The 19,636-nt window shown below is 66.2% G+C and carries 20 protein-coding genes; 5 read left to right on the plus strand and 15 right to left on the minus strand.

The genetic code is table 11. From position 1 onward, the window contains the following. Positions 1 to 2,126: S8 family peptidase (locus tag VIR62_RS00690; protein ID WP_431867820.1), on the plus strand; the 2,126-nt coding region annotated here is incomplete at its 5' end. Here VIR62_RS00690 and VIR62_RS00695 read toward each other — a convergent pair. The 9 genes from VIR62_RS00695 to VIR62_RS00735 form a co-directional block, all read right to left on the minus strand. Then, positions 2,127 to 2,483, minus strand: coding sequence for a HesB/IscA family protein (locus VIR62_RS00695; RefSeq protein ID WP_431867822.1), 357 nt, complete (start codon positions 2,481 to 2,483; stop codon positions 2,127 to 2,129). Between the two features lie 118 nt (positions 2,484 to 2,601). Next, positions 2,602 to 3,057, minus strand: a complete 456-nt coding sequence (locus VIR62_RS00700; RefSeq protein WP_431867823.1) for an SUF system Fe-S cluster assembly protein — start codon at positions 3,055 to 3,057, stop codon at positions 2,602 to 2,604. Beyond that, positions 3,054 to 4,313 carry a cysteine desulfurase gene (locus tag VIR62_RS00705; RefSeq protein ID WP_431867865.1) on the minus strand — a complete coding sequence of 420 codons (1,260 nt, stop codon included), beginning with the start codon at positions 4,311 to 4,313 and terminating at the stop codon, positions 3,054 to 3,056. Before VIR62_RS00705 ends, VIR62_RS00700 begins: the two co-directional genes overlap by 4 nt. 13 nt (positions 4,314 to 4,326) lie before the next feature. Beyond that, positions 4,327 to 5,463, minus strand: coding sequence for a SufB/SufD family protein (locus tag VIR62_RS00710; protein ID WP_431867825.1), 1,137 nt, complete (start codon positions 5,461 to 5,463; stop codon positions 4,327 to 4,329). Positions 5,464 to 5,575: 112 nt separating this feature from the next. Further along, positions 5,576 to 6,319, minus strand: a complete 744-nt coding sequence (gene sufC, locus VIR62_RS00715) for a Fe-S cluster assembly ATPase SufC (RefSeq protein ID WP_431867827.1) — start codon at positions 6,317 to 6,319, stop codon at positions 5,576 to 5,578. Beyond that, positions 6,306 to 6,614, minus strand: coding sequence for a hypothetical protein (locus VIR62_RS00720; protein WP_431867828.1), 309 nt, complete (start codon positions 6,612 to 6,614; stop codon positions 6,306 to 6,308). Before VIR62_RS00720 ends, sufC begins: the two co-directional genes overlap by 14 nt. Beyond that, positions 6,607 to 8,079, minus strand: a complete 1,473-nt coding sequence (sufB, locus tag VIR62_RS00725; protein WP_431867830.1) for a Fe-S cluster assembly protein SufB — start codon at positions 8,077 to 8,079, stop codon at positions 6,607 to 6,609. Before sufB ends, VIR62_RS00720 begins: the two co-directional genes overlap by 8 nt. A 1-nt stretch (position 8,080) precedes the next feature. Beyond that, the gene (locus VIR62_RS00730; protein WP_431867831.1) at positions 8,081 to 8,500 is read right to left on the minus strand and encodes an RrF2 family transcriptional regulator; all 420 of its coding nucleotides are present in this window, start codon (positions 8,498 to 8,500) and stop codon (positions 8,081 to 8,083) included. 171 nt (positions 8,501 to 8,671) lie between these two features. Then, on the minus strand, positions 8,672 to 10,510 hold the full coding sequence (locus VIR62_RS00735; protein ID WP_431867833.1) for a DUF885 domain-containing protein: 1,839 nt from the start codon (positions 10,508 to 10,510) through the stop codon (positions 8,672 to 8,674). Between the two features lie 94 nt (positions 10,511 to 10,604). Between VIR62_RS00735 and VIR62_RS00740 the strand changes: the two genes are divergently transcribed. Genes VIR62_RS00740 through VIR62_RS00750 form a run of 3 tightly spaced genes read left to right on the plus strand, consistent with a single transcriptional unit; the run spans position 10,605 to position 15,172 of the window. After that, positions 10,605 to 11,633 carry a quinone-dependent dihydroorotate dehydrogenase gene (locus VIR62_RS00740; protein ID WP_431867835.1) on the plus strand — a complete coding sequence of 343 codons (1,029 nt, stop codon included), beginning with the start codon at positions 10,605 to 10,607 and terminating at the stop codon, positions 11,631 to 11,633. A gap of 39 nt (positions 11,634 to 11,672) precedes the next feature. After that, positions 11,673 to 13,376 (plus strand): gamma-glutamyltransferase, encoded by a 1,704-nt coding sequence (gene ggt, locus VIR62_RS00745; protein ID WP_431867867.1) that lies wholly within the window; start codon positions 11,673 to 11,675, stop codon positions 13,374 to 13,376. 2 nt (positions 13,377 to 13,378) lie between these two features. Beyond that, entirely contained in the window at positions 13,379 to 15,172 is a 1,794-nt protein-coding gene (locus VIR62_RS00750; protein WP_431867837.1) for an AMP-dependent synthetase/ligase, read from the plus strand. Here VIR62_RS00750 and VIR62_RS00755 read toward each other — a convergent pair. The 4 genes from VIR62_RS00755 to VIR62_RS00770 are packed head-to-tail and all read right to left on the minus strand — an operon-like array spanning position 15,169 to position 17,170. Further along, a complete protein-coding gene (locus tag VIR62_RS00755) occupies positions 15,169 to 15,570 on the minus strand; it encodes a DUF6491 family protein (RefSeq protein ID WP_431867839.1) in 402 nt (133 codons plus the stop codon). The two genes, VIR62_RS00750 and VIR62_RS00755, sit on opposite strands and share 4 nt — an antisense overlap. Positions 15,571 to 15,625: 55 nt before the next feature. Beyond that, on the minus strand, positions 15,626 to 16,357 hold the full coding sequence (gene gloB / locus VIR62_RS00760; protein ID WP_431867841.1) for a hydroxyacylglutathione hydrolase: 732 nt from the start codon (positions 16,355 to 16,357) through the stop codon (positions 15,626 to 15,628). Next, the gene (locus VIR62_RS00765) at positions 16,341 to 16,748 is read right to left on the minus strand and encodes a VOC family protein (protein ID WP_431867843.1); all 408 of its coding nucleotides are present in this window, start codon (positions 16,746 to 16,748) and stop codon (positions 16,341 to 16,343) included. The genes gloB and VIR62_RS00765 overlap by 17 nt, the downstream gene beginning before the upstream one ends. A 5-nt stretch (positions 16,749 to 16,753) precedes the next feature. Next, complete coding sequence (locus VIR62_RS00770) at positions 16,754 to 17,170, minus strand: VOC family protein (protein ID WP_431867844.1); 417 nt, start codon at positions 17,168 to 17,170, stop codon at positions 16,754 to 16,756. Positions 17,171 to 17,263: 93 nt separating this feature from the next. On the opposite strand from VIR62_RS00770, the gene VIR62_RS00775 reads away from it, so the two are divergent. Then, positions 17,264 to 17,965, plus strand: coding sequence for an SIMPL domain-containing protein (locus VIR62_RS00775; RefSeq protein WP_431867845.1), 702 nt, complete (start codon positions 17,264 to 17,266; stop codon positions 17,963 to 17,965). Here the strand turns inward: VIR62_RS00775 and VIR62_RS00780 are convergent. Then, positions 17,953 to 18,741: a tetratricopeptide repeat protein gene (locus VIR62_RS00780; protein ID WP_431867847.1), complete on the minus strand. Its 789-nt coding sequence runs from the start codon at positions 18,739 to 18,741 to the stop codon at positions 17,953 to 17,955. The genes VIR62_RS00775 and VIR62_RS00780 overlap by 13 nt on opposite strands. Continuing rightward, positions 18,738 to 19,478 (minus strand): alpha/beta fold hydrolase, encoded by a 741-nt coding sequence (locus VIR62_RS00785; protein WP_431867849.1) that lies wholly within the window; start codon positions 19,476 to 19,478, stop codon positions 18,738 to 18,740. The genes VIR62_RS00780 and VIR62_RS00785 overlap by 4 nt, the downstream gene beginning before the upstream one ends. Positions 19,479 to 19,636 lie beyond the last annotated feature (158 nt).

Consider the following 19,636-nt stretch of genomic DNA (forward strand, 5'->3'; position numbering starts at 1 on the left):
CGCCTCCGCCGCCGACTGCCACCGATTATGACGATGCCGAATATCAGCGCTCGAACGGAGCAGCCTCCGCGCAGGCTCTCACCGCCTATGAGGCGGGCGCGACAGGGCAAGGCGTGAAGATTGCCGTCATCGACAGCGGCATCAATCCGAACCTCGCCGAATTCTCCGGCCGGATCGACCCGGCCAGCCAAGACGTCGTCGCCAATCGCGGCGTCACCGACAACGAGGGCCATGGCACGTCGGTCGCCGGCGTCGCCGCGGCCGGCCGGAACGGGCGGGAGATCATGGGCGTCGCCTTCGAGTCAACGATTCTTTCCTTCAATTCGTCCAACCCGGCCGATTGCAGCGAGGAAGACGGCTGTGCCCACTATGACAGCGACATCGCCCAGGGCGTCGACCTCGCCCGAGCCAATGGCGCGAAAGTGATCAACATCTCGCTCGGCGGATCGACGCCCGGCAGCACGCTCGTAAGCGCCATCAGCCGCGCCACCCAGGCGGGTATCGTCGTGGTGATGTCGGCCGGCAACGACAGCGCCGCCAGCCCCAGCGAGCTGGCCCTGTCCTCCGCGCAGCAAGCGGGGAACGGCGCCTTCATCATCGCCGGCGCGCATGACGCCGGTCGCCAGATGGCAGGCTTCTCCAACATGGCCGGGGCCGGCGCGGCCTATTACCTGACGGCACTTGGCGACCGCGTCCTCTCCTTCGACCACACCGGGGAAGCCTTCCTCTTTTCGGGCACCTCCTATTCCGCGCCGGTGATCAGCGGCGCCGCCGCGTTGCTGGCGAGCGCCTTCCCGAACCTTACCGGCGCCCAGATCGTCGAGCTGCTGCTAAGCACGGCGGATGATGCGGGCGTGAGCGGGCGCGACGCCGTGTTCGGCCACGGCATCCTCAACATCGCCCGCGCCTTCCAGCCGCAGGGCCGGACCAGCCTGGCCGGCAGCGCGGAGCCGGTCTCGCTCAACGACAATGGCCAGACTTCGGGCGCCATGGGTGATGCGACCGGACAGATGACGGGCGCCATCATCCTCGACGGCTATTCGCGTGCCTATGCCATCGACCTCGCCCAGACCTTGGCGCGAGCACCCCAGGACCGCCCGCTGACCCAAGCCCTCCACGGCCACGTGCGCTCGGCCGTGGCGGCGAATGGCGCCACGGCCGTCACGCTCACCGTCAACCGCGAGATGCAGGGGCAGCCTTGGGTGGGCTTCGCGCAGATGGGCCTCACCCATGACGATGCGCGGCGGGCGAAGGTGATCGCCGGTTCAGCTCTCACCCGGCTGACGCCGGAAACGGCGGTGGCCTTCGGGATTTCTGAGAGCGGCCGGACCTTGCAGCAGCGACTATCCAGCCATCAGGACAATGCGTTCCTCGTCGCCCGCGACCCGCTGGCGCGGACCGGCTTCTTCGCCGACGCGGGCACGAGCATCGGCGTTCGTCAGAATGTCGGACCGGTCTCGCTCACGGTCACCCGCGAGGCGGGCGAGGTTTGGCAGGCGGGTCCTCGCCGCAACCTCGACCAGCCGGGCTACGGCATCAGCGCGGTGACGGCGGACCGTCGCATCGGCCCCGCCACCCTGTCGCTCGGAATATCGCGTCTCAAGGAAGAGGCGACGGTGCTCGGCGGCCGCTTCAGTCCGGCGTTCACGAGCGGCGGGGCAACCAGCCATTTTCTCGACGGCACCGCGTCCTTCGACCTCGGCCGGGGCTGGGGCGCTTTTGCGAGCTACCGGCGCGGCTGGACGAGGCTTCCCGGAACGAGCGCGCTGGTCGATCGTGGTCGCCTCTCCACCGACGCCTGGGCGCTGGACCTGTCGAAGCGGGGCGCATTCCTGGGCGGCGATAAGATCGCCTTTCGCATCATGCAGCCGCTACGGGTCACCTCGGGCGGCTTCGACCTCACGCTTCCCGTCAGCTACGACTACGCGACCGGCGCGGTGGGATACGAGCGGCGTTTCTTCAATCTTGCCCCGACGGGTCGCGAGATCGATTTCGAGGCGGCCTACAGCGTGGGTCTGATGGGCGGCGATCTCGGCCTCAACGCCTTCTATCGGACCGAGCCCGGCCATATTGAGGCGGCGGACGACGATCTGGGGGCGGCGATCCGCTACACGCTCGGCTTCTGATCAGACCGTAAAGCTCTCGCCGCAGCCGCAGGCGCCTTTGGCATTGGGGTTGTCGAAGACGAAGCCGGCGGTGAAATCGTCTTCCTTCCAGTCCATGCGGCTGCCGATGAGGTAGAGGACGGACGCGCTGTCGATATAAAAGGTGCCGCCCGGCGTCTCGATCGCCTCGTCGAAGGGCTTGGCCTCGTGGACATAGTCGACCGAGTAAGCGAGCCCCGAGCAGCCGCGGCGCGGCGTCGACAGCTTGACACCGATCGTGCCGTCGGGGGCCTTGCCCATCAGCTCGGCGATGCGCGCCTCGGCGGCGGGAGTGAGCATCAGGGCGGCGGGGCGGGCTCTGGTGGTGGTCGTACTCATATCAGTTTCCAAGATTTTCGTTCGTCCCGAGCGTAGTCGAGGGGCGCTCGCACGGACTCATCACATACGCCCCTCGACTTCGCTCGGGACGAACGGCAACTGTTGAAGCCCACCTGCATCACAGCATTCCCAGTTCTAGCTTGGCTTCGTCGCTCATTTTCTGCGGGTCCCAGGGTGGGTCCCAGACCAGCTCCACCTCGGCGTCGCCGATACCCGGCACCGCACCGACGCGAAGTTCGACCTCGCCGGGCATCGATTCCGCGACGGGGCAGTGTGGCGTCGTCAGGGTCATTAGCACCTTGGCGTGGTTTTCCGGGCTGATCTTCACGTCGTAAATGAGACCGAGATCGTAGATATTGACCGGAATTTCCGGGTCGTAGATTTCCTTCAGCGCGTCGATCACCGCCTCGTAAAGGTCGCCGCCAGGCTCCACCGGGGACTCCTCCTCCGGCTTTTGCGAAAGAAAACCAGCGAGATAGTCGCGCTTGCGCTCGAATGTCTCACCGACGCGCGCCTTGGGCGGCTTTACCGCCTCGCTCACTTCCTCGATCTCGATCTTGCGCTGCTCGTTCATCCGAAAATTCTCGTCACTCGCTCGATGCCGCGAACCAAAGCCTCGACATCCTGTTTGCCGTTATAGACCCCGAAGCTCGCCCGCGCGGTGGCGTCGACGCCGAGATGCGCCATCAGCGGCTGGGCGCAATGATGGCCGGCGCGGATCGCCACCTGGCTCTCATCCAATATGGTGCCGACGTCGTGGGGATGAACCCCCTCGATCGCGAAGCTGACGATCCCGGCCGAATCCTCCGGCCCGAACAGGCGGACGCTGTTGAGGGCGGAGAGTGCGTCCCGCGCCTCGCGGACGAGCGCGGTCTCATGGGCGTCGATCGCCTCCAGCCCGATCTCCTCGACATAGTCGATGGCGGCGTGAAGGCCGATCACGCCTACCACATGCGGCGTTCCAGCCTCGAAGCGGGCGGGTGCCGGGGCGTAGGTCGTGCGCTCGAACGTCACCTTGTCGATCATCGCGCCGCCGCCGTGCCAAGGCGGCATCGCCTCGAGGATGTCGCTCCGCGCCCAGAGGACGCCGATGCCGGTCGGCCCGTAAAGCTTGTGACCGGAGAAGACGTAGAAGTCGCAGCCGACGGCGGCGACATCGACCGGCATGCGCGGCACCGCCTGGCAGCCGTCGAGCAAAAGCTTCGCGCCAACGCGATGGGCCAGATCGGCGGCGCGGCGGGCGTCGAGGACGGAGCCGAGGACGTTGGAGACGTGTGCGAGGGCGACCAGCTTGTGGCGTTGGGTGAGCATGGCGGCCATGACGTCGAGGTCGATGCGGCCATCCTCGGTCAGCGGAACTACGTCGATTTCTGCGCCAGTGCGCTCGGCGATGAGCTGCCAGGGGACGATGTTGCTGTGATGCTCCAGCACCGAGAGCATGATGCGATCGCCGGGCTTGAGGTTCGTTCCACCCCAGCTTTGCGCGACCAGGTTGATGCCTTCGGTCGCGCCGCGGACGAACACGACCTCCTCGGGCGCGGCAGCACCGATGAAGTCCGCGACGCGCCGGCGCGAGGCTTCGAAAGCGATCGTCATCTCCGCCGAGCGTTGGTAAACGCCGCGGTGGACGGTCGCATAGGTTTCGGCATAGGCGCGATTCATCGCCTCGATCACCGGCTTCGGCTTCTGAGCGGTGGCGGCGGTGTCGAGATACGCCCAGCCGGCCGGGATCGCCGGGAAATCGGCAACGCGGTCAAGGGGCGCGGCAGCCCCTCTCCCATTTCGGGAGAGGGTGGCTGAGCGTAGCGAGGTCGGGTGAGGGTCTGTCACGGCGTCCATGCCCTCACCCTCCCACCGCTTCGCGGCGGGCCCCTCCCTCTCCCGAAATGGGAGAGGGGTTTTCGAACCAATCACCCGCATCCCCATGAAACGCTTCCCGCACCGCCTCTTCGCCGATCCGGTCGATCGCGTCGGCGATGAAGGCGCGGGTGAGGAGGGCTTTCGCCTCCTCCGGCGGGACGCCGCGGCTGGCGAGGTAGAAGAGGGCGGCCTTGTCGAGTTCGCCGACGGTGGCGCCGTGGGCGCATTTGACGTCGTCGGCGAAGATTTCGAGCTCGGGCTTGGCGTTCACCGTCGCGGTGCGGGCGAGGAGCAGGCCCTTCAGCGACTGCTCGCCGTCGGTTTTCTGCGCATCGCGGGCGACCTCGACGCGGGCGGCGACCGAGCAGGTGGCGCGATCGTCGGCGACCGAGCGCCAGAGCTGGCGGCTCATGCCTCCGACGGCGTCGTGGCGGACGACGAGATTGGCGTCATGACGCTGGCGCTCGCGGGCGAGCAAGGCACCGCCCGCTTCGACGAAGGCCGCTTCGCCGGTGATGGCGAGCTCTCCGTCGAGGCGGCTGTCGCTGCCGCCGGCGGCGAGCGTGGTCAGGGTGAGGCTCGCGCCTTCGCCGACCTCGGCGCGGTCGGTGAGGCTGACGAAACCGCTGGTTCCGAGCAGCCGCCGGGCCAGCATCAGGCGAGCGCCCCTGGCGAGCGACATCCGCGTCAGGCGGTTGGCCCAGCCTTCGCCGACATAGGTTTCGACGATGGAGGCCTGGGCGTCGAAGTCGAGCGAAACCTCGGCGGCGAGATGGTCGGCGGCGCCGGTCGAGACGTGGATGATCTGGACCAGGCCGGCGGGCGCATGATCGCGGCCGAGCTTCAGCGACCAGCCTTCATGCCCAACGAGACGAGCCAGCGCGTGATCGCCGGGCTGGGTGGTAACGGGGCCGATGCTTACGGGGCCGAGTTGGCTCTGCTCCCGGTCGAGTCTTCCGTCTACGAACAGCAGGCGCGGACTGTCGCAGGCGCAGTCGATCCACGGCAGCGCGTCCGGCAAACGACCGGAGGGCTGCCGCCCGGCAATCGCCGGCAAAGCCGACAAATCACTCCAGCGCCACGCTTCCTCACGCGCAGACGGAAGGGAAAGAAGGCTCATCTGGCACCTTCCCTCTCTGCGCCTCTGCGTCTCCGCGCGAACCAATTTCTTTTTGCGCGCAGAGACGCAGAAACGCAGAGAAAAAGGATGGCGCCTTCGGCGCGGAGAGGAGTCATGCCGCCATCGCTCCATAGCCTTCGCGCTCGAGCTCGCGGGCGAGTTCTGCGCCGCCGGAGCGCACGATGCGGCCGTCCAGGAGGACGTGGACGAAATCGGGGCGGACATATTCGAGCAGGCGCTCATAATGGGTGATGAGCAGCACCGCCTTGTCGGACGCTCGCATGATGCGGTTGATGCCGTCGCCGACGATGCGGAGCGCGTCGATATCGAGGCCGCTGTCGGTCTCGTCGAGGACGGCGAGGCGGGGGGCGATGAGGCCCATCTGGACGACCTCGTTGCGCTTCTTCTCGCCGCCCGAAAAGCCGACATTCACGTTGCGCTTCATCATGTCCATCGAGATGTCGAGCGCGTCGGCCTGCTCGCGGGCGAGGCGCAGGAAATCGCCGGCGCCAATCTCGTTCTCGCCCCGCGCGCGGCGCTGGGCATTGAGCGCGGTGCGCAGGAATTGGACGTTGGAGACGCCGGGAATCTCGACCGGATATTGGAAGCCAAGGAACAGGCCGGCGGCGGCGCGCTCGTCCGGCTCCATCTCCAGCAAGTCCTGGCCCAGGAAGGTGACGGAGCCTTCGGTCACCTCATAGCCGGGCCGGCCGCCCAGCACATAGCCGAGCGTCGACTTGCCCGCCCCGTTCGGCCCCATGATCGCATGCACCTCGCCCGCATTCACGGAGAGGCTGAGGCCCTTCAGGATGGGCTTGCCGTCGACTTCGGCGTGGAGGTTTTCAATTTTGAGCATTCGCTACCCACTCGTCCATGTCGGCGAAGGCGTGCTCATGTGAGCTTACCGCCTCGACAATTGTGTCAAAGAATTCGACCCTCTCTACGGGATCCTCGTCCAACATCAGCTCGACAACCGTCGCGGCGATCTGAGCCATCCGCTCCTTCAGGTCATCTCCTTCGCGGAGAAACTCCGCTTGGCTAACGGCAAACTTGCCGTCCGACAGCCGCTCCAAGCATACGAACAAGACAAGTTCGTTGGCCTTGCGGGCATATACCCGGTGTTCACGGTAGAGATTGTGAGGGTTAGCCAACACTTCCCTCCAGACTGATCCCCAGCAGTTTCTGCGCTTCCACCGCGAACTCCATCGGGAGCTGCTGCAGCACTTCCTTGGCGAAGCCGTTGACGATGAGGGCCACGGCGTCCTCCGCGTTCAACCCGCGCTGCTGGGCGTAGAACATCTGGTCGTCGCTGATCTTCGAGGTGGTCGCCTCATGCTCGATCTGCGCCGAGGGGTTCTTGACCTCGATATAGGGGACGGTGTGGGCGCCGCATTTATCGCCGAGCAGCAGGCTGTCGCACTGGGTGAAGTTGCGGACATTCTCGGCGCCCGCATTCACCCGCACGAGGCCGCGATAGGTGTTGTTGGACTTGCCGGCGCTGATGCCCTTGGAGACGATGGTCGAACTGCTGCCCGCGCCGATGTGGATCATCTTGGTGCCGGTGTCGGCCTGCTGGCGGTTGTTCGTGAGCGCGACCGAATAGAATTCGCCGACACTGCCCTCGCCCTTGAGGATGCAGGACGGGTATTTCCAAGTGATGGCGGAGCCGGTCTCGACCTGCGTCCACGAAATCTTGGAGCGGTCGCCTTTGCAGATGCCGCGCTTGGTGACGAAATTGTAGATGCCGCCCTTGCCCTCGGCATCGCCCGGATACCAGTTCTGGACGGTCGAATATTTGATCTCGGCATCGTCGAGCGCGACCAATTCCACCACGGCGGCGTGGAGCTGGTTCTCGTCGCGCATCGGCGCGGTGCAGCCCTCCAGGTAGGAGACGTAGCTGCCCTTGTCGGCGACGATCAGCGTCCGCTCGAACTGGCCGGTATTCTCGGCGTTGATACGGAAATAGGTGGAAAGCTCCATCGGGCAGCGCACGCCCTCAGGGATGTAGACGAACGTGCCATCGGAGAAGACCGCGGCGTTGAGGCAGGCGAAATAATTGTCACGCTGCGGCACGACGGAACCGAGATATTTGCGGACCAGCTCCGGATGCTCGCGGATGGCTTCCGAGATGGAGAGGAAGATGACGCCGGCCTTCTTCAGCTCCTCGCGGAAGGTGGTCGCGACCGAGACGCTGTCGAACACGGCGTCCACCGCCACCTTGCGCGCGCCCTCGACGCCGGCGAGCACCTTCTGCTCCTCGATCGGGATGCCGAGCTTTTCATAGACGCGCAGGATCTCGGGATCGACCTCGTCGAGAGATCCAAGCTTCTCCTTCGCCTTGGGCTCGGCGTAATAATAAGCGTCCTGGAAATCGATCGGCGGGATGTCGAGCTTCGCCCAGGTCACCTCCTCCATCGTCAGCCAGGCGCGATAGGCCTTGAGCCGCCACTCCAGCATCCATTCCGGCTCGCCCTTCTTGGCCGAGATGAAGCGGACCGTGTCCTCGCCCAGGCCCTTGGGCGCGAATTCCTGCTCGATGTCGGAGGTGAAGCCCCATTCGTATTTCGAGGCGCGCTCGGCGGCCTCATGGGCTTCCTTGTTACGCACGTCCGTCACGTCAATTCACCTCCGCCAGGCTGGCAAGGCTCACGCCCGCGAGCGCGCCGCGCACGGCGCCATTCACGGCGTGGAGATGCGGCTTCACCTGGCAATGTCCTTCGATGGCGCATTCGTGGCCGCCGGCCTCGATGCAGTTGGTCATGGCGATCGGCCCTTCGACCGCCTCGATAATGTCCGCAAGGGTGATTCCGCCCGCGTCCCGCGCGAGGCGAAAGCCGCCGCCCGTGCCGCGCGCGGAGCTGAGCAGGCCGGCGCTGGCGAGCCGTCCCATCAGCTTCTGCGCCGTGGGGAGGGGCACGCCCGTCTCCTCCGCCAGCAACGCCGCCGACAACCGCGCCTCGCCGCCCCCCGCCTCGGTATGCCGGGCGGCTGCGGCCATCATCACGACGGCATAATCGGCGAGAGACGTAAGGCGCATAAGCTCCAATCGGATCGATTCGTTCCGATTGGGCATGTGGGGGCAAGTGCGAGGGAGGTCAAGCGCTTGTTCCGGTGGAAGCCGGGGCTCATTACCGGATGAGGGGGAGTGCATGACTCCCAAATTCTAGTCCCTCCAGTGCCCGACTGGACCCCGGCTTTCGCCGGGGAACTATGACTGTTCCGCCACCCATTTGTCGATATTGCGTTCCAGCACGTCGAGGGGCACCGGACCCGACAGCAGGACCGCGTCGTGGAAGGCCTTGATGTCGAACTCGTCCCCAAGCTTCGCCCGCGCCTCCTCGCGCAGCTCCATGATCTTCAATTTGCCGATCATGTAAGCAGTCGCCTGGCCGGGATAGACGATGTAGCGCTCGATGCCCTTTTCGATGTCGCCGATCGGGTTGGGCGTGTTCTCTTTCAGCCATTCGATCGCCTGCTCGCGGGTCCAGCGCTTGTGGTGGATGCCGGTGTCGACGACGAGGCGGGCGGCGCGCCACAGCTCCATGCCGAGGCGGCCGAAATCGGAATAGGGATCGTCGTAGAAGCCCATGTCCTTGCCGAGCTCCTCGGCATAGAGGCCCCAGCCCTCGGTATAGGCGGTGACGCCGCCGAACTGGCGGAAGGGCGGCACCTTACCGCCCAGCTCGGTCTGGATCGTGCGCTGAAGGTGATGGCCAGGAATGCCCTCATGATAGACCAGGGCCTCCAGCTCGGTCTTGGACATGTCGCGCAGGTTGTAGAGGTTCACGTAATAAGTGCCGGGGCGCGAGCCGTCCGGGGCGGGGCTGCTGTAGAAGGCCTTGCCCGCCGATTTCTCGCGGAAGGGCTCGACCGGCTTCACCACCAAAGATGCCTTGGGCAGCGTGTTGAAATAGCCGGGGAGCGCCTTTTCCATCGCGTCCACCTTGCGCTGGACCTCGGCGAGATAGGCTTCCTCGGTGTCGTAATAATAACGATCTTCGGTGCGCAGGTGCTGGAAGAAGTCCTGCAAGGAGCCTTCGAAGCCGACCTGCTTCATGATCTCGCGCATCTCGCCGTGGATGCGCTCGACCTCGCGCAGGCCGATATCATGTATCTGCTCGGCGGTGTAGTCGGTGGTCGTGTAGTAGCCGAGGCGCTCGTTGTAATAATCGGCGCCGTTGGCGAGGCGCCAAATGCCGTCGTCCGTGGGCGCGACCTTCTGCTGCGCCTCCATGAGGGCAATGATGCTCTCATAGGCGGGCTTCACATTCTCGACGAGCGCGGTGCGGCCTTCGGCGATCAGGCGCTCCTTCTCGGCCTCGGAGATGGAAAGCGCGTTCACCTTTTTCTTGAGGTCCGCGAACAGCGCCGAATCCGCACCGGGCCCGAAGGGGGCGCCGGTGATGACGTTCTTCGAATCGCTGATGACGTAGGGGTAGACCCAGTCGGGCGGGAGCACGCCCATCGCCTGCCGCTCCTTCGCCTGGGCGACGAGCTGGTCCATCACCTCGTCGATGCCTTCAAGCCGGCTGACATAGTCTTCGGCGGTGGCGAGGTCGGTCACCTTGTGGATGTTGATGAGGAAGGCGGGAAGCTGGCTCTGCGCGCCGTTCATCTGGTCGAAGATGTAGTGGTTCTTGCGGAAGTTGAACGCGCCTTCGCTGCGCATCACCATATTCTCGAACAGCTCGTAGGAGAGGCGGTCGGCCGGCGACAGCGCCTCGCGGTCGAACTTGGCTTTCATGTCGGCGAGGTAGCGCAGGTCGAGCTCGTGTTCCTTGACGGCGGCGGCGTCGGTGAACTCGCCCCACGTGCCGTAATCCTCGTCGACGATGCCGCGATAGGCCTTGGAGAGCGGCGAAAGCTCCAGCTGGGCCTGATCATAGGCCTCGAAAAAGGCGGCGAGCTCGGCGCTGTCCTCGGCGGGCACGGCGGGCGTTGCTTCAGCGGGGGGAGCCGTCGAGGCGGTTTCGACGGGCGCGATATCCTGGGCGGTCGCGCAGGCGGCGAGGAGGGCGGTGGAGGCGAACAGGAGAATTCGAGTCATGGGGCGCGGCATCCTCTTTTCGTGAATCGTTATGGGGACCCTAGAGAAACGACACGCTTTGACCAGCCTTGCGGCCGGTGCCATAGCGCCGGCAATGGCGCTCTACCCCCTCCTTCGCCCGCTGATTTTCAGCCTCGACGCCGAGCGCGCGCATCATCTCACGCTGGCGTCGCTCAAGGCGCTCCCGACGGGCCGGCCGCTGGCGCCGGACCCAATGCTGTCGATCAAGGTGGCCGGGCTCCAGTTTCCCAATCCGGTCGGCCTGGCCGCCGGCTTCGACAAGAATGCCGAGGTGTTTGCCCAGATATTGCGGCTCGGCTTCGGCTTTGCCGAGGTCGGCACGCTGACGCCGTTGCCCCAGGCCGGCAATTCCAAGCCGCGTCTCTTCCGCCTCGCCGAGGACCGGGCGGTGATCAACCGCATGGGCTTCAACAATGACGGGCAGGCGGCGGCTCTGGCCCGGCTCAAGGCGCGGCGGCGGAAGGGCGGTATCGTCGGGGTCAATATCGGCGCCAACAAGGACAGCGCGAACCGCATCGCCGATTATGCGGCGGGCGTGACCGCGATGATGGGCGTGGCGGATTATCTTACCGTGAACATCTCCTCGCCCAACACGCCGGGGCTGCGCGCGCTCCAGGACAAGGCCGCGCTGGACGAATTGCTGGCGGCGGTGACGGAGGCGCGAGGCGCGGGACCGCCCGTCTTCCTCAAGGTGGCGCCGGATCTCGATTCGTCGGAGATCGGCGATATCGTCGAGGTCTCGATGGCGCGGCGGATCGATGCCCTCATCGTTTCCAACACGACGATTTCCCGCCCACATCTCAAATCGAAGCATCACGGCGAGACGGGGGGCCTCTCGGGCGCACCGCTCAAGGGGCTGGCGCTCCAGCGGCTCAAGAACTTCCGCATGGCCGCCGGGCCGTCCCTGCCGCTGATCGCCGCCGGCGGCATCGAGAATGGTGTCGACGCCTATGACCGCATTCGCGCGGGGGCGAGCCTCATTCAGATTTATTCGGCTTTAGTCTATCAGGGGCCGGGTCTCGCCAGATCGATCGCCTCCGAGCTCAAACGCCTGCTGCGGCGCGACGGCTTCGCCCGCCTGGCGGACGCCGTCGGCGCTTGACGCTTGCGGGCGGGCCAAAGCTGGCTAGTGTCCCCGTCCATGCTCAATGTCCTGACCCGGCTGGCGCTGCCTCTGTTACTCCTTTCGGCCTGCGTAGCCCCCTCGACCGCCGCCCGTTCGCCCGAAACGCCTTCCGAAGCGCGCGGCGCCGTCTCGTCGGCCGATCCCCGCGCCAGCGAGGCGGGGCGCGAGATTTTACGGGCCGGGGGCAGCGCGGCTGACGCCGCGATCGCGATGATGCTGGCGCTTACCGTGGTCGAGCCGCAATCCTCGGGCATCGGCGGCGGCGGCTTCTTCGTCCACCACGACGCCGAAGGTCGCGAGATTGAGACCTACGACGGGCGCGAGACCGCGCCGGCCGCCGCCACACCGACCTATTTCTTCGAGAATGGTGAGCCGATGTCCCATTCCGCGGCGGTCCCGGGCGGGAAGAGCGTCGGTGTTCCGGGTAATCTGCGCATGATGGCGCTGGTCCATGAAGAGCAGGGAAAGCTCCCTTGGGCCAGGCTATTCGAGCCTGCGATCCGGCTTGCCCGCGACGGCTTCGAGGTCACACCCCGCCTGCACAACGCGCTGGCGCGAAGCGACCATATCGCCTCGCCCTGGGCGCGCGAGCAGTTCTTCGGTGCCGACGCTACGGCGAAGCCGGTGGGCACGATCCTCAAAAATCCCGAGCTAGCGCAGTTTCTCGAAACGCTGGCGGCGCGGGGCGCGGACTATTTCTATATCGGCCCGCCCGCCCAGGACCTGGTCCAGACCGTGCGCACCGCGTCACGCAACCCATCGCCGATGACCCTCGGCGACCTCGCCAGCTACGACGCCAAGGAACGCCCGCCGGTCTGCGGCATGTATCGCGAATATCGAATCTGCGGCATGGGTCCGCCTTCATCCGGCGGGACGACGGTTTTCGCGATCCTGAAGCAGCTCGAAGGCTTCGATCTCTCCGCGCTCGGCAAGGACAGCCCCGTCGCCTGGCACCTCATCGCCGAGTCTATGCGGCTCGCCTACGCCGATCGGGAGGTCTATCAGGCGGACGCGGACTATATGGACGTGCCGGTCGCGGGCCTGATCGACCCCGGCTACCTCGCCGCGCGCGCGCGGCTGATCTCGCCCGACAGCTCCATCCCGCGCGTGACCGCGGGCCATCCGCCCGGCGCCAAGCCGATGCCGGCCGTCGCAGACGGGGAGGTGCCTTCGACGTCGCACATGGTCGCCGTCGACAGTCGCGGCAACGTGGCCAGCGTCACCTCGACGATCGAAGGGGCGTTCGGCTCCGGCCTCACCTCCAACGGCTATTTCCTCAACAACGAGCTCACCGACTTCACCATCGTGCCCGAGGTGAACGGCCAGCCGGTCGGCAACCGCGTCGAAGGCGGCAAGAGGCCGCGCAGCTCGATGTCGCCGACCATCGTCTACGGACCCGACGGCAAGGTCCGGATCGCGATCGGAGCGGCGGGCGGCGTTACCATCATCGCCCAGGTGGCGAAGGCGCTGATCGGCGTGCTCGACTGGAATTTGTCGGCCCAGGAGGCGATCGCGCTCCCCCAGATCATCGGCATGCGCGACCGGGTGTCGGTGGAGCAGGGCACGTGGCTCGAAGGCATGATCCCCGAACTTGCCGCGCTTGGGTTGAAACCCACACCCCGAGCTGCCGGCTTCAAGGCCAATGCGATCGAATGGACGCCGGACGGCTGGCGCGGCGCGGCCGATCCGCGCAGCGAAGGCGTGTGGCTGAGGGAGTAGCCATGGCGCGTCAGCTCGAACATTTCCCCAACCTGGTCGCGATGTTCTTCGCCCGCGCGGCGGAGAAGGGCGACGCGCCGTTCCTCTGGGCCAAGAAGAACGGCGAATGGGGCTCGACGAGCTGGCGCGAGGCCGCCGAGGCGGTGGCTTCGCTCTCGTCGGGATTGAAGGGCATCGGCCTCAAGCCCGGCGACGGCGTGATGCTCGTCTCGGAAAACCGGCCGGAATGGTGCATCGCCGATCTCGCCATCATGGCGGCGGGCTGCGTGACCGTGCCGACCTACACCACCAATACCGAACGCGACCACCAGCATATCCTCGACGACAGCGGCGCCCGCGCCGTCATCGTCTCCAGCCAGAAGCTGGCGAGGCCGCTGCTGCCGGCCGTGCTCAGAAGCTCCGCCTGCGAGCATGTCATCGGCATCGAGCCGTTCGCCATCGGCCAGAGCGGCACCGTCCATTTCCACGACTGGAAGAGGCTGGTCGAAGGCCATGCGCCGGACGTCGCCGCCGGCGCCGCCGGCGCCACCTTCGCCCGGGGCGACCTCGCCTGCCTCATCTACACCAGCGGCACCGGCGGCGCGCCACGCGGCGTCATGCTGCACCACGGTGCCATCCTCCACAATGTCGAGGGCTGCGCCGACGTCATCTCCGAGGACTTCGGCTGGGACGACGAGATCTTCCTTTCCTTCCTCCCGGCCAGCCACGCTTATGAGCATTCGGGCGGGCAGATGTTCCCGATCGGCCTCGGCGCGCAGATCTACTATTCCGAAGGTCTCGAAAAGCTCGCCTCCAACATAGAGGAGGTGCGGCCCACCATCATGGTCGTCGTGCCGCGGCTGTTCGAGGTGCTGCGCCAGCGTATCCTGAAAGCGATCGAGAAGCAGGGGCGGCTCACCAATTTCCTGCTAGATCGGGCGCTGGACATCGGCGGAAAAAGCTATGCCGGGCCGACCCCGCTCCGCGACCGACCGATGGATTTCGTGCTGGAGAGAACCCTCAGACCCAAGATCCGGAAGCGCTTTGGCGGCCGGATCAAGGCGATGGTTTCGGGCGGGGCGCCGCTCAATCCGGAGGTCGGCATCTTCTTCCATTCGCTCGGCCTCACCCTGCTCCAGGGCTACGGCCAGACCGAAGCCGCGCCGGTGATCAGCTGCAACCGGCCCAAGACGGGCCTCAAGATGGACACGGTCGGTCCGCCGCTGAAGAATACGCAAGTGCGGATCGGCGACGACGGCGAGATACTCGTCAAGGGTGAGCTGGTGATGACGGGCTATTGGCGCAATCCGGCGCTCACCGAGCGGACGGTCGTCGACGGCTGGTTGCATACCGGTGACGTCGGCCACCTCGACGAGGTGGGCCGCATCGTTATCACCGACCGCAAGAAGGACCTCATCATCAACGACAAGGGCGACAATGTCGCGCCGCAGAAGGTGGAGGGCATGCTGACGCTCCAGCCCGAGATCGTCCAGGCGATGGTGGTCGGCGACAAGAGACCCTATCTGGTCGGCCTCATCGTCCCCGATTGCGACTGGACCGCCGAATGGGCGGTAGCGAACGGCAAGCGGCTCGACTTCGCCGAACTGGGGCGCGATCCGGAATATCTCAGGGCGCTGTCCGGGGCCGTCGACCGGGTCAATGCCGACCTGTCGGTGATCGAAAAGGTGCGCCGCTTCGTCCTCGCCGACGAACCCTTCACGGTCGAGAACCAGCAACTGACGCCGTCGATCAAGATCCGGCGCCATGTGCTGAAGGAAACGTACGGCGCGCGTCTCGACGCGCTCTACAAACGCTAGTCGGCTTCGCGATAGGGCGTGAACTCGCCCAGGATGCAGGAGCCGTAGCTACCGCCGCTGACCGCCTCGACCACACTCGCGATTTCGCCTTCGCACAGGCGACTGGTCGTTCTGTCGAAAACCAGGGTCCGGCCGAAATTGAGTGTCGGGCAACCTCCGCGCGGGTGGTTGAGATAGTCGACGTCGCCTCTTCCCTCGAAGAGAATCAGGCCATCGCCCACGGCTTCCTGGCCGCGAATATCACGCTGGTCGACACAGGAGACGGGCTCTCCCGCCACCCGGCCTTCCAGCTCATCCGCGAGCTCCGCTTCGGCGCGGGCGCTCCGCTCGACCGGGCCGGAAGCGGCGCAGGCAAGCAGGGCGGTTAGAGCGAAGGACGATAATAGGAGTTTCTTCATGGCGACCTCCTCTTGTGCTCAACGCATGAGCGTCCGAGTCGCCCCCCTTTCGGAACTAGAAATTATCCTTCGCGCGGCGCCATTCGGCAAGCATTTCCGCCGATTCCGCCCGCATGAAGGGGTTGGTCGCGCGTTCCAGCGCGATCGTCGTCGGCACCGTCGCCTCGCCCGCAGCCCGCATGGCCTCGACACCGGCCATGCGCTGTCGGAGCGCCTCGTTGTCGGGCTCGACCGTCAGCGCGAAGCGGCCATTGGCGAGCGTATATTCATGCGCACAATAGACTTTCGCCTCCTCCGGAAGCCGCGCCAGGCGCTGGAGGTTGGCGTGCATCTGCGCCGCCTCACCTTCGAACAGGCGGCCGCAGCCCATGGCGAAGAGGGTATCGCCGACGAAGACGATTTCCTCCGACGGCAGATAGTAGGCGATATGGCCGGCGGTATGGGCGGGGACTTCCATCACCGTCGCCTCGATCGCACCCAGCTTGACGACATCGCCCTCGGCGACCAGCCGGTCGAGCGTCGGGATGCGCGCGGCCTCGGCGGCGGGGCCGGTGACCGTGCACCCGGTCGCTGCCTTGATGGCCGCGTTGCCGCCGGTATGGTCCGGATGCCAGTGGGTGTTCCATATCTGGCTGATCCGCCAGCCCCGCGCTTTGGCCTCGGCGAGCACCGGGTCCGCCACGGACGGATCGACGACCATGGTTTCGTCCGAGGCCGGATCGTGCACCAGCCAGATATAATTATCGCTGAGCGCCGGAATGCGGACGATCTCAAGTGACGATGGCATCATAGCCCTCCGCGTTGAACTCGATGAGGCAGAAGCCGTGGCCGAACGGGTCGGCGAACATGGCGAGCCTGCCATAAGGCGCGTCGCACGTCTCGCCCTCCCGCACCGCGCCCGCGGCGACGGCGCGCTCGATCGCCATATCCATATCCTCGACGACGAAATCAGGATGGATCGGCGACCAGTGTCGGTCGTATCGTCGCGTGTCGCCGCCTGCCGGGCCGATCGAAGTCCCGCTCTCTTTCTTCAGAAGGTAGATCGGCGAGGGCGCGCCCAGCAGCTCGACGAAATCGGGGCCGAAGCGGCGCCCGACATGGAGCCCCAGCGCCGTCGTATAGAAAGCCTCGCCGGCGGCGATGTCGGGAACGTCGATGTTGAGGAGGAGGCGGGGCATCGCCGTTACCACTCGCCGCTGCTCGGCATCGACGCCCACGGTTCGGCCGGAGCCAGCGCCGCGCCGGCCTGCAGCAATTCGATCGAGATGGCGTCGGGCGTTCGGACGAACGCCATATGGCCGTCGCGGGGCGGACGGTTGATCGTGACGCCCGCGTCCATCAGCCGCCGGCAGGTCTCGTAGATATTGTCGACGCGGTAGGCGAGATGTCCGAAATTGCGGCCGCCGCCATAGCCCTGCTCGTCCCAATTATGGGTGAGCTCCACCTGCGCGTCCTCATCGCCCGGCGCGGCGAGGAAAATGAGGGTGAAGCGGCCCTTCTCATTGTCCATGCGCCTGAGCTCGCGGAGACCGAGCAAATTGAAGAAGCGGATCGTTTCCTCCGGGTCGGACACGCGGATCATCGTGTGGAGATATTTCATTCCGGCTCCTCAATCGTTCATCTGTCCGACAGCGCGGCAAGCGTTTACTATGGGGATGGGGCGGCGCGTTCGCCACCTTGAGGGACGATATCCATGAACCGCCATCACAGCCTCATCGCCGCCGGCATCCTTGCTCTCGGCGTCATCATCGGCGGCTATCTCCTGGGTGATGGGCTGAGGCGGGCGCGGATGGCGGACCGTTCCGTGACGGTGCGCGGCCTCGCCGAGCGCGATGTGACCGCGGACCTCGCCACATGGACCGTCGCCTATACCGAACAGGGAACGGAGCTCGGCGCGGTCCAGTCCGCGATCGGCGAGGATACGCGGGCCATCACGGATTTCTTCCGTCAGGCGGGCTTCCGCGACGAGGACGTGACCAGCGCCGGGGTGGGCGTCAATCAATGGTACGACAGCAATCGCGGGGTGAACACGGTCACGGTCCGCCGCCGCCTCCAGCTTCGCACCAATGACGTCATGAAGGCACGCGCCGCCTTTGGCCGCCAGTTCGACCTCATCCGCGCCGGCGTCGCCATCGAGGAGGGATCGGGCATGGTCTACAGCTTCACCAAATTGAACGAGGTGAAGCCGGCGATGATCGCCGAGGCCACCAAGGATGCGCGCCGCGGCGCCGAGCAGTTCGCCGAGGATTCGGGCACCAGCGTCGGCGGCATCAAGCAGGCCACCCAGGGCTATTTCTCGATCGGCGCGCGTGATGGCGAGGACAGCGGCTCCGGCAATGACTCGCCCTTCCAGAAGGTGCGGGTGGTGACGACGATCGACTTCTATCTCGACTGAGGCTGGGGCGGATTGTCGGGCGGCGAGGCATTGGCCGCCAGCGCCGCGCGGGCCGCCTTGGCGGCATCGGAATCCGGCGCGACCCGGATCGCCTTTGCATAGAGGCCCTTCGCCGCCTCGATTTCGCCGGAAATGCCGGCGACATTGCCCGCATGAACGAGGAGGTTGGGGTCTTCCGGCGCCAGCCGCACCGCTTCGGCGATATCGTCCTGGGCGCGGGCGAGAAGCCCCTCCTTCAAGGCTAGGGCCGACGAAATATACCAGCCGAACGGGTCGTCGGGCACCAGCTGCAGCCCTTCGTTGATATCGGAGCGGGCGCCGGCCATGTCGTTCAAAAGGACGCCGGCCCGGCCCCGATCCAGATAGACTTCGCCGCGAAGCTGCGGTGTCAGCAGCGCCGTGGCGAGCGCCTTGTCGAAGGCTTCCCGCGCCCGCGCGCCGTTTCCGGCGGCGAGCCAGGCGTTGCCGGCCTGAACCCAGAAGTCCGCGCGACGGGGATCGACACTGGTTTCCGCTTCCTTGGCGGCCTCGGCGAAAGCCCCCGCGGCGGCCTCCCAGCGGCCCAGGGCCGCATAGGCCTGGCCGGCACATTGGCGTGCGAACATGCCGCCGCCCTTCACCAGCCAGTCATTGGCGATGACGACCGCCTGCTCCGCGTCGCTCTTCACCAGGCCCGCGCATTTCGCGGAGGCTTCCTGGTCCGAGAGGGGCTGGGTTTGAGACTGAGCCGGAGGTTCGGCCTGGACGGCGGCAAGCGCCAGCAACAAGGAAATCACAGAGCCTCCAGCAGTGTCTGCACCGTCCCGATCAGGAGCGCGATGTCGCTCTCGCGCGAGAGGCGGTGGTCGCCGTCCTTGACGATCACGGTCTGCACGTCGGCTGAACGAAGCCGCTTCATCAGCTCGAGCGACCAGGTCCACGGGACGTCGGTGTCGGCCTGGCCGTGAAGCAGCCGGACCGGGCAGTCGATCGCGACGTCGGAATGGAGCAGCCGCAGCGCCTCGCCGCTCTCCCAGAAGCCGCGCGTCGTGACATAAGGCGCTTCGCCATAAGGCGACGGCTCTTCCAGCCGCCCCTCGCGCAGGATCGTCATCTTCTGATCCTCGGTGAAGCCCCAGCTGGTGAAGTCCGGCGCCGCCGCGATGCCGACCAGCCCCGCCACCCTTTCCGGCCGCGCCAGCGCCGCCAGCAGCATCAGCCAGCCCCCCATGGACGAGCCGACCAGCACCACCGGTCCCTGGACAATCTCGTCGATCAGGGCGAGCACATCGTCCCGCCAGCCGCCGAGCGTCTGCGCGCCGAAATCGCCTTCGCTGCCGCCGCACCCCGCATAATCGAAGCGCAGCATGGCGCGGCCCTGCCCCTCCGCCCAGGCGTCCAGCGCCGTCGCCTTCCCGCCCTCCATGTCGGACATATAGCCGGGGAGAAAGAGCAGCGTGGGGCCGCGGCCGGAGCGATGGCGGTAGGCGAGACTGCGATCCCCGCCGATATTGAGATGCCGGATCTCAGTCATGCGTCGGCGAACTGGTCGAAGGAGCCGTTTTGCAGCGAATCATGGAAGGGCGACTAGCATGGGGCCGCTCCGGTTGAGAAATGGCCGCACCGGGATCGATCTCGGCATGTCGCGCGAAGGGCTGGAGGTTCATTGCGGGGCTCGCTACATGACCGGGC

Source organism: Allosphingosinicella sp., from assembly GCF_036570505.1.
In the GTDB taxonomy this organism is placed as follows: domain Bacteria; phylum Pseudomonadota; class Alphaproteobacteria; order Sphingomonadales; family Sphingomonadaceae; genus Allosphingosinicella.